Annotated in this window: 11 protein-coding genes; 5 read left to right on the top strand and 6 right to left on the bottom strand. The window is 57.5% G+C overall.

Annotation, left to right across the window (positions count from 1 at the left end; genetic code table 11):
- Positions 1 to 58 precede the first annotated feature (58 nt).
- Both pheT and panD read left to right on the top strand, forming a co-directional pair.
- On the top strand, positions 59 to 2,077 hold the full coding sequence (gene pheT / locus Fuma_RS24105; protein ID WP_077026372.1) for a phenylalanine--tRNA ligase subunit beta: 2,019 nt from the start codon (positions 59 to 61) through the stop codon (positions 2,075 to 2,077).
- 14 nt (positions 2,078 to 2,091) lie between these two features.
- The gene (gene panD, locus Fuma_RS24100; protein ID WP_077026371.1) at positions 2,092 to 2,454 is read left to right on the top strand and encodes an aspartate 1-decarboxylase; all 363 of its coding nucleotides are present in this window, start codon (positions 2,092 to 2,094) and stop codon (positions 2,452 to 2,454) included.
- Positions 2,455 to 2,695: 241 nt separating this feature from the next.
- Here panD and Fuma_RS24095 read toward each other — a convergent pair whose 3' ends face one another.
- Positions 2,696 to 3,577, bottom strand: coding sequence for a dihydroorotate dehydrogenase electron transfer subunit (locus tag Fuma_RS24095; protein ID WP_083732285.1), 882 nt, complete (start codon positions 3,575 to 3,577; stop codon positions 2,696 to 2,698).
- Between the two features lie 123 nt (positions 3,578 to 3,700).
- On the bottom strand, positions 3,701 to 4,780 hold the full coding sequence (locus Fuma_RS24090) for a pseudouridine synthase (protein WP_077026370.1): 1,080 nt from the start codon (positions 4,778 to 4,780) through the stop codon (positions 3,701 to 3,703).
- A gap of 462 nt (positions 4,781 to 5,242) precedes the next feature.
- Between Fuma_RS24090 and Fuma_RS24085 the strand changes: the two genes are divergently transcribed.
- Positions 5,243 to 5,914, top strand: a complete 672-nt coding sequence (locus Fuma_RS24085) for a BON domain-containing protein (protein WP_145944348.1) — start codon at positions 5,243 to 5,245, stop codon at positions 5,912 to 5,914.
- Positions 5,915 to 6,020: 106 nt separating this feature from the next.
- Here the strand turns inward: Fuma_RS24085 and Fuma_RS24080 are convergent, their stop codons facing one another.
- Complete coding sequence (locus tag Fuma_RS24080) at positions 6,021 to 7,445, bottom strand: DUF1501 domain-containing protein (RefSeq protein WP_077026368.1); 1,425 nt, start codon at positions 7,443 to 7,445, stop codon at positions 6,021 to 6,023.
- 124 nt (positions 7,446 to 7,569) lie between these two features.
- On the opposite strand from Fuma_RS24080, the gene Fuma_RS24075 reads away from it, so the two are divergent.
- Together Fuma_RS24075 and fae are read left to right on the top strand one after the other, a co-directional pair.
- Complete coding sequence (locus tag Fuma_RS24075) at positions 7,570 to 8,217, top strand: class I SAM-dependent methyltransferase (protein ID WP_077028519.1); 648 nt, start codon at positions 7,570 to 7,572, stop codon at positions 8,215 to 8,217.
- 110 nt (positions 8,218 to 8,327) lie between these two features.
- Positions 8,328 to 8,876, top strand: a complete 549-nt coding sequence (gene fae / locus Fuma_RS24070; RefSeq protein ID WP_077026367.1) for a formaldehyde-activating enzyme — start codon at positions 8,328 to 8,330, stop codon at positions 8,874 to 8,876.
- Between the two features lie 54 nt (positions 8,877 to 8,930).
- On the opposite strand, the gene Fuma_RS24065 is transcribed toward fae, so the two are convergent.
- The 3 genes from Fuma_RS24065 to Fuma_RS24055 are packed head-to-tail and all read right to left on the bottom strand — an operon-like array spanning position 8,931 to position 14,017.
- Positions 8,931 to 9,416 (bottom strand): YaiI/YqxD family protein, encoded by a 486-nt coding sequence (locus Fuma_RS24065; protein WP_229360729.1) that lies wholly within the window; start codon positions 9,414 to 9,416, stop codon positions 8,931 to 8,933.
- A 28-nt stretch (positions 9,417 to 9,444) separates the two neighbouring features.
- The gene (locus Fuma_RS24060) at positions 9,445 to 10,962 is read right to left on the bottom strand and encodes a polysaccharide lyase 6 family protein (RefSeq protein ID WP_083732284.1); all 1,518 of its coding nucleotides are present in this window, start codon (positions 10,960 to 10,962) and stop codon (positions 9,445 to 9,447) included.
- Positions 10,934 to 14,017, bottom strand: coding sequence for a PSD1 and planctomycete cytochrome C domain-containing protein (locus Fuma_RS24055; protein ID WP_077026365.1), 3,084 nt, complete (start codon positions 14,015 to 14,017; stop codon positions 10,934 to 10,936). Before Fuma_RS24055 ends, Fuma_RS24060 begins: the two co-directional genes overlap by 29 nt.
- Positions 14,018 to 14,433 lie beyond the last annotated feature (416 nt).

Here is a 14,433-nt window from a genome sequence, read left to right as displayed (position 1 = left end):
TCCGCTACACTGCCCGCCCTGTTGATCGCCACCCTCGCCCTACGCAGCAGCTTGCACCATGATTGTCAGCAAAAACTGGCTCGCCGAATACGTTGAACTGGACATGTCCGTCGAAGATCTGACGGATCGCCTCACCATGTCCGGGCTGAATCTGGAAGAATTCAACCCCGTCGGCGACGACGTGGCGATTGACCTGGAAGTCACCAGCAATCGACCAGATTGCCTCGGCCATCTGGGAGTCGCGCGTGAGGTTTCGGTGTTGTTTAAAAAGACACTGAAATCGCCGGAACCTGCTCCGGTCGCCGCGAGCGAGAAATCGGCTGACGCGGCCGCCGTGCAAATCGACTGCCCCGACCTGTGTCACGAATATCACGCACGGGTTGTTAATGGTGTGAAAATTGGCCCCAGCCCCGACTGGTTGAAAGATCGGCTGCTGGCGGCCGGAATCAATTCCGTCAACAACGTTGTCGACGTCACGAACTACGTGATGCTGGAATGCGGTCAGCCATTGCACGCCTTCGACTTTGAAAAACTGCAGGGCGGTCAGATCGTCGTTCGCCGAGCGAGCAAGGGCGAAAAGATCACGGCCATCGACCAGAAGGAATACGAACTGGCAGACGACATGTGCGTGATCGCGGACGCAAAGCGGCCGGTTGCGGTTGCCGGAGTGATGGGCGGTCTGGATACGGAAATTTCCGACAGTACGACCAGCGTGCTGGTGGAAACGGCATCTTTCGAACCCGTTTCGGTCCGCGCCACGGCGCGAGCCCTCAAGCTGCACAGTCCGTCGTCGTTTCGCTTCGAACGTCGAGTCAACCGGCATAACATCGACTGGGCTTCCCGGCGTTGCTGCGAACTGATTGTGCAGGTGGCGGGCGGCACGACGCTGGACGGTTCCGTGGTGGCTGGCAGCAGCCCGAGCGATTCTGAGCCGGTGATGCTGCGGTTCGCTCAGGTCAAACGCATCCTCGGCATCGACATTCCTGCTGCCGAGTGTGTAAGCATTCTCAAAGATCTGGGCCTGAACTGCGTCGAAGAATCGGCAGACACGGCCACGTTTACGGCTCCGTCGTGGCGATTGGATCTCACCAGGGAATGCGACTTAATCGAAGAGGTCGCTCGCATTCATGGCTACGATCAGATTCCCGACACAACTCCGCTGCCGGTTGTCGCAACATCAAAAAGCCGTCGTGAAGAAGTGGGGGACGCTATTCGAACTCTGTTGCCAGGCTGCGGCTTTTTCGAATCGCTGACTCTGTCATTCGTCAGCGAAGACCAACGCCAGTTGTTCAAACCTCGCAGCGAAATCGCGGCCGTGGCGGTGAACCATTCGTCGCGCAGTCACGAAAACCAGATGCGACAAAGTCTGGTGCCCTGCCTGTTGCAGTGTCGACGCCAGAACGAACGGCATGGAACGGCGAACGCCAAACTGTTTGAGATCGCCAAAGTCTATCTGTCAGCCGGTGAAGGAAAACCGGAACACGAAGCCGAACCGATGATGCTGGGCCTTGTGGCAGGAAGCGATTTTCTTGAGGTGAAAGGCATCGTCGAATCGATTGTGAACCGTGTCGCGCCTCTTGCTGAGCTGTCTGCCGAACCAACCGACCTGGCGGAATTCGGACAGGGCCGTGGCGCGACTCTGAAACTAAACGGGCGACTGTTTGGCTGGGTGGGCGAGCTGGATCGTTCGCTGACGGATACCGTCGGCCTGCATGACGCGGCGACCGTGGCCGAAGTAAACGTCAGCCTGCTGGAAGAGCTGTTCGAGCCGAACCGGATGTATGCTCCGCTGCCAATTTTTCCTACCGTTTCCCGCGATTTGAATCTCGTGCTGGCCGAATCGGTCACATGGGCTGAGTTGTCCGAAGTCGTCCGGTCAGCCGGTGGAAGTCTGCTGCAGGACGTGTCTTTCAGCGGTCAGTATCGCGGCAAAGGCATCGACGCGGATAAGAAGTCGTACCTGGTTTCCTGCCGTTTTCTGGCCGCCGACCGGACTCTCACGGCTGAGGAAGTTGAGGCCGCAGTCCAGGACATTTTGGCCGCGTGCAAAGAAAAGCTTGAAGCGACGCTGCGGTGACCGAAAATACTGACATGAAACGTACGTTGCTGAAATCCAAGATCCATCGCGCCACGGTGACGGAAGCTGACCTCAATTACGAAGGCAGCATCACCGTCGACAGCAAGCTGATGGAAGCTGCCGACATCGTCGAATTCGAACGTGTCGAAGTCTATGACATCACGAATGGTAACCGCATCGCCACGTACGCGATTCCGGGCGAAGCGGGTTCCGGCGTCATCTGTCTGAACGGCGCTGCAGCACGGCTGTTTGAAGTCGGCGACCTTGTGATTATCTGTACTTATGCAGATTACTCAGAAGAAGAACGCGCCGAACACGTGCCGAATGTGGTGCAGGTGAATTCAAAAAACAAGCTGCAGAAAAAACTCCGCAAGTAGACACGCTGCTCGATACCGCATGCACCAGCACGCGGCGCCACACTTCCCCCAGCGAAGCGTCCGGGGGAGGTCGGACGAAGCGAAGCAATGTCCAGGAGGGGGCGTTGCTCCGTGGCCGCAGCGGACGATTGCTGCAGTTGTTACTCAGGCAGCCCTCCCCCGAACTCGCTTTGCTCGTTCGCCCCCTCCCGCAATAAATTGCAGGAGGGATGGTTGTGGCCACGTTGGCATTCGACGCGACCTACAAAACCAGCCGCTCGGCATCGAAGACGGGGCCTTCCACGCAGGTGCGACGATAGTCCCATGAACCGTCGTCTTCGCGGACCTTCGTCACACAGCTAAAGCAGGCTCCAAAGCCGCAGGCCATTGGTGTTTCCAGCGACAACAAGCACGGCACGGATTCCGTGGCACACAATTCGGCGACGGCCTTCATCATGGGTTCCGGACCGCAGCAGTACACCTGAGTATCCTGCTTCTGTTTGTCCAGGCACTCCTGCAGCAGCGCCGTCACGAATCCGTGATGCCCGTAGCTGCCGTCGTCAGTGGCAACCTCAAGCTGCAAACCGGGCACGTCGAAGTCGTCCAACCCGGCCAGGTAGTCTTTCGATCGAACACCGTAGCACAACGTGACGGATTCTGGTTTGTGAGTTAACGCCCGAGCCTGTGCTCCGTACTGCTGGTGCCCCAAAGCTTCTCGCACGACGCCCAGAAACGGTGTCTGTCCGATGCCGCCCGCCACGCAAATCACGTGCTTCGCGGTGGGCACGGGAAACCCGTTCCCCAGCGGCCCCCAGACTTCCACTTCGTGGCCCGCCTTCCAACCGCTCATTAACGATGTCAGCTTGCCGACCACGACGAAGCCGAATTCCACACCGGCTGGTGCCTCATTGTCATCGTGATAGATGTCGTACAAAGCGAACGGACGGCCCAGCAATGGATCGCTGCCGGTCGGCTGCCGCACCATAAAAAACTGCCCCGGCGTGATCTGCTTAGCGAGCTCCGGCTGCCGAATCCGCACGGCCCACGTGTCGGTCGCCATCTGCCGCACGGTATCCACCATAGCCACGTGCCGCTTAGCTGAAAACATCATTCCGGGAAGGCAGTCGGTGGTTGTGTCGGACATTGGCTCACTTACTGAATGACGGGCGTTGGTTGGCGAATCATAGAAAGTGTGCCGCAGTATTCGATCGAATCCAACGCGATAGACGTCCGCCTTTTGTAAAAAACACGGGCCTCATCCAGGAATCTACTTCCCGCGACGTCCGCCCTTCTTCTTTCCGGCGGAGGGTCGTTTCTTGACCGACTTCTTCTTCGCCGCCGATTTTTTCACGGCACCCTTTTTCACCGGACTGTATCGGCCTGCTCCGCGACGTGAACCCGTTTCTTTCGCCGGCGACTTTTCTGAAGTCGACTTCTTCCCGCCGGAGGCAAACTTCTTCTTCGCTGCGTCACGCGGCTTGCGGCGCGGCTTTCCGACGCTGCGCGAATGCGGCGCCTGGCGGATGAAGTCGTACAGTTCCTTTAATTCCTGAGAACGTAATTCGCGGCACTTGCCGATTTCCAACTGACCGACTCGTAGCGGCCCAAAGGAAATTCGTTGCAAGTGGATCACCTTATGACCGACTCGAGCGAACAGGCGGCGGATTTCGCGGTTCTTGCCTTCCTGCAGTTCAATTTCGATGAATGTGCTGCGGCCCTTCTTCTTGAGTACTCGCAGGTTTTGAAACCGGAAGAAGCCGTCCGAAAAGTACATGCCGTCGCGAAGTTCGGCCAGCGCTTCTTTTTCTGGAATGCCGGCCACCTGAACTCGATAACGCCGCACAACTTCGTAGCGGGGGTGAGCCAGGTGTTCGGCCAAAGCGCCGTCGTTGGTTACCAGCAACAGGCCTTCGGTGTTTTCGTCCAGGCGACCGACGGTGAATAGTCGCTGGTCCATGTTAGGGCAAAGATCCACGGCTCGCGGACGACCGGCCGGATCGTTGTTGGTACAGACCACACCTTTGGGTTTGTTCAGAAGGTAGTAGCGATAGCGAGGCATCCGCAATCGTTCGCCGTCGAGACGCACGTCCTGGTCGTCAGGCTGGACCGAAACGGCTGGGTTGGTCACCACTTCGCCGTCCACGGTGACTCGGCCGTCACGAATGAAGTCTTCGCAGTGCCGCCGCGAATCAACTCCGGCGACGGCCAGAAACTTCTGCAGCCGCGTCCCCTTTTCGCCATCGGACAGGAATGCGGGACGGCCGATGTTGGTCTGCGTCTTGCCGCGGCGCGACTGACCAGGAGCGGTGGACGTGGAAGGGGTCTGGCTGCGTTTTTTGGGTGACATGGTGTTTCAGGACGTTCCGGCGTGGCTGAGGCTTCCTGCGTCAGCATTGATATGGCGCGGCGGCTGGAGGCCACCGTCACGTAATAGACCCCGGATTGTACTCAGGCCGTCAGCTCGCACTGAACCGAATGCAGCGATTCCCCGGGATTGGTGGAAAACGCCGGTCATCGCCAAGGCGTTCGGCGATGTCTTATCACTGTCACAATGCAACTTTCCGGCAGTGAGAACGCGATCGTGTCGGTTTCGTCAATCGTTTTGGCCGGACGTCGGACTGAAGCGAATGAGCCGATTTGGCCTGACAAAGAGGAGGATTTGTTGGCCTGGTCGCCCTTAGTAGCGGGTTAGGCGGGCTTGAATGCCGTTGGAATTGCGATACGAAGAGTGTCGTCCGCGCCGGAAGCCGGTAGAATGAATCGAGTTGGTCGACATTGCCTGCATGGCTTGTGTCAAAGGATGGATCAAATGCTGTTTCGAAAATTTGCGGTTGTGGCCGCTACACTCGCATTCTCGCTGCTCACACCATTGGCCTCCGCGCAGGTCGGTCAGTTGAACGGTGGCGGAGCGGCCGCTGGCGGCGGAAACGCGGCGACAGGTGGCGGCGGCGCAGCAGGTGGTGGTGCTGACGCAGGCGGCACGACTGACGGTCCCGGCGGAGTGACCACCACCGGCCCCGGTGGCCGAGCGTCTCAGGACGGTGCCGTTGCGGGTGGAAACATCGCAGACACATTCATTGGCGGAAACAACGCGGGCGGCTTTGTTGGCGGCGGCATCCAAACTCAAAATACAAGCAATCGGCAGTTCCGAGCCATCACCAATACCGATGTGCCCACCGGCGGCCAGGCTCAGTCAACGGGAACCCCGCGTCAGGTGCGAGTTGCTCTGCGGTTGGCATTCGCCTATCCGGCGTCCCGAGGCACCAACCTTCTGATGGGCCGCAGTCGTCCACCGATTCAGCGTGTCGCCACCGTGCGGCCAGAGCTGCGTTCCGTCGCCGTTAGCGTGGACGCTCAAGGGACAGCTGTTCTGACCGGCCAGGCTCCGAATACCGACGCCGCTCGCCTGGCCGCCAACCTTGTCCGGCTGCGTCCCGGCGTGCGGAAGGTCGACAACCAAATTCTGGTCGCAACACCGTAGGCGGGTTGGCCCGCCAGCCGATTCGAGCTACCGCTCGGAAACGCTTCTGCGGTTGTCTGGAAGGCTGTTCAAGCCTGCACGCCTCCGAGCGCCAGACATTGGCGCCTCAGCCCAGCAGTTCTTTCACAACCTCACCATGCACGTCCGTCAGCCGGTAGTCTCGCCCCTGAAAGCGGTGAGTCAGCTGCTTGTGATTGAAGCCCAGTTGATGCAGGATCGTGGCGTGCAGGTCGTGAACGTGGACGGGATTTTCGGCCACGTTGAAACCGAGTTCGTCAGTCGAGCCGTGGACTGTTCCTCCCTTGAATCCGCCGCCAGCCAGCCACATCGTGAAAGAATTCGGATGATGGTCGCGGCCATCGTTGCCGCCCTGCACCATCGGCGTGCGACCGAATTCACCGCCCCAAATCACGAGCGTGTCTTTCAACATGCCGTGCTGCTTCAAGTCTTTGACCAGCGCCGCGCTGGCCTGATCGGTGTCCTTGCAGTTCGCCGCGATGCCGTTTTTCAGGTTGCCGTGCTGATCCCACGATTCGTGGAACAACTGCACAAACCGAACGCCCTTCTGGACCAGCCGTCGAGCCAACAAACAATTATTGGCGAATGACGTTTCGCCCGGTTTCGCGCCGTACATGTCCAGAATGTGCTGTGGTTCGTCCTTCAATGCCATCGCTTCCGGAGCACTCGCCTGCATCCGAAACGCCATCTCGTACGAATTGATTCGTGTCGCGATTTCCGGATCACCGACCACGTCCAGTCGGCCGCGGTTCAACTGGTTGACGGCGTCGAGCGTCTGTCGCTGCATTGTCGTATCAATGCCGTTCGGATTGGATAGATACAACACCGGATCGCCGCTGCTTCGGAATTCGACACCGGAATACACGGTCGGCAGAAACCCGGAGTTCCAGTTTCCGCTACCAGCACTTGGCCCCTTGCTGCCGCTGTTGAACACGATGTAGGCGGGCAGATCACGAGTCTCACTGCCCAACCCATATGTCACCCACGACCCCATGCTTGGGCGGCCAAACTGCTGCGACCCGGTGCTCATCATCAACTGCGCCGGAGCATGATTGAATGCATCCGTCTTCATGGATTTGACAATGCACAGGTGGTCGACGATGCCTGCTGTGTGAGGCAACAATTCAGAAAGTTCGGCTCCGCACTCGCCGTGCTTTGCGAATTTGTACTTCGGGCCCAGCAGCTTGGAATTCGGGTTGATGAAAGCGGCTCGATAGCCATTCAGCAGTTCGGGTGGCGGCAGAGTTCCGTCCAGTTTTTCGAGCGTGGGTTTGTAGTCGAACATCTCAAACTGACTGGGCCCGCCGCCCATAAACAGCAGAATGACGTTCTTTACTTTGCCCGGATAATGCGGCTGCTTTGGTGCAAGTGGGTCAGTACGATTCTCGTCGGCCGTCAGCGAAGGAGCGAGCAGACTCGCAAGCGCCATTTGGCCAACTCCCAGGCCGCATTGCTGCAGAAACCAGCGGCGTTTGGCGAGTGCTGCATTTGGTTGTGCGAGAAAACTTGTCATGTCGGTGCTGGCTTTTGTTGAGCGTAAAAGCTGTCACGAGAAACGCACTTTGCCGAAGTCTGACAGCACCCGCTATGATATCGACGCGCTTCCGCAAATGAAACGACTGCCAGCAATGATGACGATGCACGAATGCCCACTCTGCCAAAACGCGACCACCCTGCCCTTTTACGAGGACAAGCGTCGAACATGGCTGCGTTGCTCGGAATGTTGGCTGATCTCAGTGCCGTCGGAATATCATCTCACGCCGGAAGAAGAAAAGTCGCACTACGATCTGCACCAGAATTCGCCCGCTGATATGGCCTATCGTGGCTTTCTGAGCCGCCTGTTTGAACCAGTCAACCAGCGCCTTCCGCCCAGCAGCAGGGGACTCGATTTCGGCTCCGGGCCCGGACCCACATTGTCCGTGATGTTTGAAGAGGCGGGCCACGCGATGTCGATCTACGATCCGTTTTACGCTCACGACACGTCCGTGCTGCAAACCACGTATGACTTCGCCACAGCCAGCGAAGTGGTTGAACACATTGCAGATCCCGCAACCGAATTGGACCGTTTGTGGAGTTGCGTCAAACCCGGTGGAGTACTGGGCCTTATGACGAAACTCGCTCTGGACGCGGAAGCGTTTGCGACCTGGCACTACAAGAACGATCCGACTCACATCAGCTTCTTCTCACGCGAAACCTTTACGTGGCTGGCTGCAAAGTGGACCGCGAAGCTCGAATTCTTCGGCAGTGACGCAATTCTGCTGACGAAGCCGTTGCAGAATGCTTAACTGTTCAGGCAATTGCGATAAGGCGCGTGTCTCGATAACTTGCCTCGCTGCGAGCGACAGCGCTGAGTGCTGCCGACTTTGTCTTCTCAATCTCAACAGAAAATTGCCCCATGTCTGACCGTATTATTTTCCGCACTGGCGAATCACTTGTTGCTGGCGGACCGCCCTTCACCGCCGCTGAGCCGGAAGTTGTCATTGGCGAATTGGATGGTCCCGTCGGCACGGCACTCGCCACGCTAACCGGTGACCAGTCGATGGGGCATTCCAAGGTGTTTGCTATTTTGAACACCGATATACAGGTCCGTCCGGTGACGTTGTGTGTTAGCAAAGTTACTGTCAAGAATGCTCGGTACACCAACATCCTGATGGGCACTGTGCAGGCGGCCATTGCCAACGGTGTTCTGGATGCTGTGCGAGCGGGCGACCTGCCGAAAGAAAAAGCCAACGATTTGGGCATCATCTGCAGCGTGTGGCTGAACCCCGGCGTGATCACAGACGACAACCTCGACCACAAAGCGCTGTTCGACATTCACCGCAAAGCGATGGCTCAGGCTATTCACAAAGCCATGCACAATGAGCCATCAATCGACTGGCTGCTTGAGAATCAGGACAAGATCACTCACAAGTACTATCAGATGGGCCTGGACGGCAAAATCTGATGTGTTCGATCGCTACAGTGGCCGGAAGCTCGGCGTGTTAAAAACGCCGAGCTTCTATTGTATGCCCTTCCGAAAGCACTGCGTCAGCGTGCGGTCCAGAGCATTCGCGAAGATCTGCACGTCCTTTTGCCCGAGCGGACTTGGGCCGCTTGTTTCGACTCCCGCCGACCTAAGCTGGTCCATCATGTTGCGTGCGGCGAGTCGACTGTGAACTGTATTGTCGTCGAAGACTTCGCCGCGATGGCCAATGGCGATGCCGGACTTCTCGACGACTCGCGCTGCCAGAGGAATGTCGCTGGTGACCACGATGTCTCCGACCTGCATCATTTCGACGATCTTGTCGTCGGCTACGTCAGCGCCATGAGGCACGGTGATCAGGTGGATTAAATCGGAACGAGGAATGTGCATTGGTTGGTTCGCCACCAGCACGACTTCGATGTCCATCCGTTTGGCTGTCTTGTACAGCACATCCTTGATGGCACCCGGGCACGCATCAGCGTCGACCCAGATACACATCGCGTAGAGTTCTTCATCGCTCACTGCGTTGCTGCTTTTTTCTGTTGATGATTCATGGTGTTTGCTTCCGCCACGAAGGACCAGTGTTGGACGCGTTCGCTAACGTTTTATGCTTGGTTGTTGGGTCGTCGCAGCCGCAGATGACGCTGGATTGTCTTGGAAACCCGTCGATGTCCTGAGACACCATTGACGCCAAAGCTGCTTTGAACGAATCACTTCCCGATGGCCGCAGCAGGCCATCGTCTGTGCGCTGCATCGACAATTTTGTTTCGCGGAATTCTCTGAACGGCGTGTCTTTGCGAGTTCTAGGCTGCAGACGATTGTCGACCCACGACAAGCCAGTTGGATCAGCATGGACGCGAAACAGTTCCCACTTACCGGGCACAAACACATTGTGCGCGAACTCGCACTTGTCTGGCACCGCAGACTGCTTTTTCCCGACTCCGACCCCAATTTCAACGGAGACTTTACAGTCAATAAACGTGTTATGCGCGACTTTCGCATTCCGCACCGGCGCGTATTCATGCAGCGGCGAATTGGGAACTCCGTTCATCAGACACAAAGCCGCTCGTTCCGAATCTCCACGCAGGCCTTCGAAATAATTGTTGGTCACGGTGTGCGATTCGCCAATGATGCGGACTCCGCCAGTGCCGGACTGCTTGCGGCCGAAAAAAACGTTGCCGTCGACCACACAACGATGCCCGTGGCGCAGTGTCAGCGCACCGGAGCACGAATCGAACGTATTGTGACGGTAGACGTTGTCGCACGATTTGTTGGAAACGATTTCTGCTTCGCCGTCACAGGCATGAAAGTAGTTGTTCTCGACGGTCGTCTTCGAATCGAATTCTGAAACGTCGCTGGTACCGATGCGGAGCGTTTCGCCGCCGTTGCTGCCCAGCTTCGGGCGAGGCCCAAAGTGGTTGTGGTCAATGCGGTGATTCCCTGGCTGCTCAGTCACCCACACAACTAACGTTGTGCCTCGGTTCTTCTTTCCCGCAGTGTAGCAATGGTCGACTCGGTTGTTGGTTCCATAGATGGAGATCCAGCGTGACTCCTTCTTTTCGTGAGAGTCGGGGGATTCTTCAATCGAACAGTCCGTCACGCGACAGTGCTGGGCATGACGTTCGCTGTGAGTTCGAAACTGTATCACGTCGCTGACGCCGGTCGGGTCGCGCACCAGCAATCCGGAAACGGTGATGTAGCTGCCAGAAAATCGAAACTGGGTTGCTCCCGTCAGAATGACTTTGCCTGGCGTTTGAGCTCGAATGTGAATGGGAGCTTTGGACGTGCCTGGCAGTTCATCAAACGTCAGATCCGCATCAATCCACGTGCCATTTTGCAGCACGACCGAATCACCCGATTTCACTTGCTTAAGCACAGGCTTCAGATCGGTGTCCGGCGTGACAATATGCTCTGCGGCGTCAAGCGAAAGTGTTGCCGACAGTGCAACGGCAATCAGCAGAACCGACTTCACACACTTCTGCAGCGAAGTGTTGATGAGAAGCGCGGTGAGTTTTAAATCGGCCATGTACGTATTTTGCTCACTGTTTGGTAATGGTTTCGTCGACATTCAGAATGGCTCGGCACACGACGATCCATAGGGCAAATTCGTCGGCCGAATGACCGGCGAACAACTTGTACAGACCGGGCGACGCGCCGATCAGTACTTCCACATTGATCTCATCGGCTTCGATACGATTGCGTTGCTGATCGAGTAGCCCTGCCAGCACCTTTAGTTCTTCCGGCGTCGCCGCACGACTGACGCACAATCGGTGAGCGTATTGAAGTCGTTCGTCGTCCGTGTCGCCTCCTTCCTGCAATACGCGTGAAGCCATCGCTCGTGCGCATTCCACAAACTGAGGTTCATTCAACATCACGAGTGCCTGCAGTGGCGTGTTGCTGCGCTGTCGGCGGACGCACGCCGCGTCACCTTTGGGGGCGTCGAAAACCTGCAATGCCGGGTACGGCACACTGCGGTAGCTGTGTACGTATAGACTGCGGCGGTACTGTTCAGCTTTCGGAGACAACTGCCACTGCTTGGGGCCGTAGCTGGCTGGCGGCTGAAACAGAAATTCCGGCGCGGGTGGGTAAACACTGGGGCCGCCGATTTCTTTGTTCAGCAAACCGCTGGCCGTCAGGGCCACATCCCGCACGACTTCTGCGTTCACTCGGTAGCGCGGCCCACGAGCCAGCCATTTGTTGTAGGGATCGCGTTCCTGCAGTTGCGGCGTCAGGAACGAAGCCTGCCGATACGTTGCTGATGTCGCGATCAGCCGGTGAATGTGTTTCAGACTCCAGTTGTTGTCCATCAGTTCGACCGCTAGCCAGTCGATTAACCTGGGATGCGTGGGTGGCGGCGATTGAAAACCGAAGTCCTCCGGCGTCGCCACGATGCCCTGGCCGAAGTATGCCTGCCAGATGCGGTTCACGATGACTCGTGCAGTTGTTGGAGCGTCATCGGCGACCAGCCATCTGGCAAACCTCAACCGGTCGGGTTCATTCGATTGTGGAAACGGATTCAGGAACTCAGGCACGCCAGGTGACACTTCTTCGCCGAGGCTCAGGAAATCGCCGCGTTTGAAGATGTGAGTCTTTCTCGGCTTCAATTTCGCACGCACCACCAGTTGCGAATCGCTGTCGGGATACCGCTGCCAAAGTTCTTCAATCTGCTGGTTGGCGTCAGAAAATTCGGGAACGGTTGTCCGCCAGTAGCGGAACAAGTCGGCTTGCTGCTCAGCGGTGCGCGTTCCGGCAGGAGATCGCAGAATCGCTTCCACGGAAGACGGCAGTTTTGATTCTGAAACAGCATCATTGTCTGTGACAGAAAATCGGTAGCGGCCCAGCAGATAGTTTTGGTTGTCGTCCGAATTCCAGCCGCCATGCAGTTGCCGCAGCGTGAACGACAGGATCACATCGCCTTCTTCAGCGATAGGTTCTTCCGGAATGAAGACAATGTGCCGATCCTGATTGCGACGTCCGGGTCCGATGTCGGTTGACCACGCTGTCTTGTGGTCGCCGTCAATCGCATAATCGACCGGCCCTGTGATTCGGTCTTCTGTCTTCGGATCCTTGTTGTGGTAGACCGCTGGCAGATCCGACTTCGCAGGATTCGCGTCCGCCCACGCTTCGACAAATTTAATGTTTCGAATCTTCTCCGGCTGGTCGGCCGGCGCGATCGAAACTTCGAATTCGGTTAAGGCTCCGGTGCCGTAAATCGAACGCCCCGGGCCGTTGCGAGGAAGCTGGGGATGAGTCAGCACGTCCAGTCGGAAGGCTGTGATCCTGTCGGCTGTCGTTGTCAGGCGGAATGTGTTGTTGGTTTTTGTCGGAGCGTAGCTTTCGCTGATGATGGAGCCGTCCTGAAGCACGCGAAATTTTTCGCCTGAGTACGGAATGTCTGTCGGGACCAGCGTCTGCCATTCCACCAGCTTTGCCGCCTGTTCGGATGACCATACATCCAGTTGTGGAGGCCAGTCCGGCACTCGCTGCCTCAAGTCCGCTTCGATCCTGGCGATGCGATTCAACACGTCATCTCGCATGGCTTGCTGTTCAGGCGTAAACGCGGTGGCCGTTGCTTCATGAAAGTCATTCAGCGCGGCGAACATCTGGTAGTATTCGCGATGGCTGAGTGGATCGTACTTGTGAGTGTGGCACTGAGCACACTGTGTGGTGATGCCCAAGATCGCTTTGCCCACGGCGTCCATGCGGTCGAACATGCCTTCGATGCGAAACTGTTCGGGATCGGCCCCGCCTTCTTCGTTGACCATCGAGTTCCGCAGGAAGCCAGTGGCCACCAATTCCGACTGACCGGCGTTCGGCAACAGGTCGCCCGCGATTTGCTGAATGACGAAGTCGCGGTACGGCATGTCGTCGTTCATCGCATTGATGACCCAATCGCGATAGAACCACACGCTGCGTTGTTTGTCTTTTTCATAGCCGTCCGAATCAGCGTATCGAGCCGCGTCCAGCCACCATCGGCCCCAGCGTTCACCAAAGTGGGGCGACTCCAGGAGGCCGTCTACCAGACGTTCATAAGCGTCGGGCCGTTTATCCGCGACGAAGGCATCCACCTGCTGAGGCGACGGCGGCAGGCCAAGCAGATCCAGGTACGCGCGGCGAATCAAGGTGATTTGATCGGCTGGCTTGCTCGGTGACAGGCCTTGTTCCGTTCGCCTTGCTGCGACGAAAGCATCAATCGCGTTTGCGTGCAACTCATCTGACGAACCTTCTGGCAGCGGCGGGCGTTGCGGAGGTACGAAGGCCCAGTGCTCGCTGTATTCCGCACCTTCAGCGATCCACTGCTTCAGCAGCGCTGCTTCTTTCGGTGAGATTTTCTTCTCGACGGAAGGTGGTGGCATGACGACATCAGCATCGTTGGAATGCACGCGGTTTAGCAGTTCACTATTCGCGACATCGCCGGGCTGAATCGCGCCGGCTTCGATCGCCGCGTCGCGCACATCCAACCGCAAGTCGGCTTCGCGAGTGTCTTCAGCTGGGCCGTGGCACAGGAAACATTTGTCCGACAGAATCGGGCGAATATCGCGACTAAAGTCAACTTCGCCTGCCGAGGCCGCAGCCAGCGTCAGGACGACAATGACGCACGTGTTGAATGAGGTCTGAATCATGCCGGATAGTGTCACCGGAATTCAGGCCCGCTGCAACTAATGACCTGCTTCCCTGGCGACCCGCGGGTGCATCAGCGACCCGCAGGTGCATCCGCTCACAAAGATGTCGTGGATTTCGCCAGAAATTCCGATCTGCGTTCGAATCGCAGGAACTCGGGCGAGTCCCACTGCAGTTCGCTCTGCCCCAACCAGCGGATGCACCCCGATCCGCCTGACAGAGTTGCCCTGTGTCGTCCTGGTAAACAATAACTCAGCGGGATAGAATGGCCCGCTCGACGGGGTGGCCAGAGGGAAATGCCAGGTAGAATTCGAAGGCGGCCGCGTCCGTCGAGAATTGTTTGCCACACCGACAGATTTCATCCGTTGAACAGCGTTTGTTCACGCTGAATCACGCCGACCCAAGCTATCACTTTTCA

Source organism: Fuerstiella marisgermanici, from assembly GCF_001983935.1.
Classification (GTDB): Bacteria; Planctomycetota; Planctomycetia; order Planctomycetales; family Planctomycetaceae; genus Fuerstiella; species Fuerstiella marisgermanici.
The sequence above is the reverse complement of the archived record's forward strand: the minus strand, read 5'-3'. Positions and strand labels throughout refer to the sequence as shown.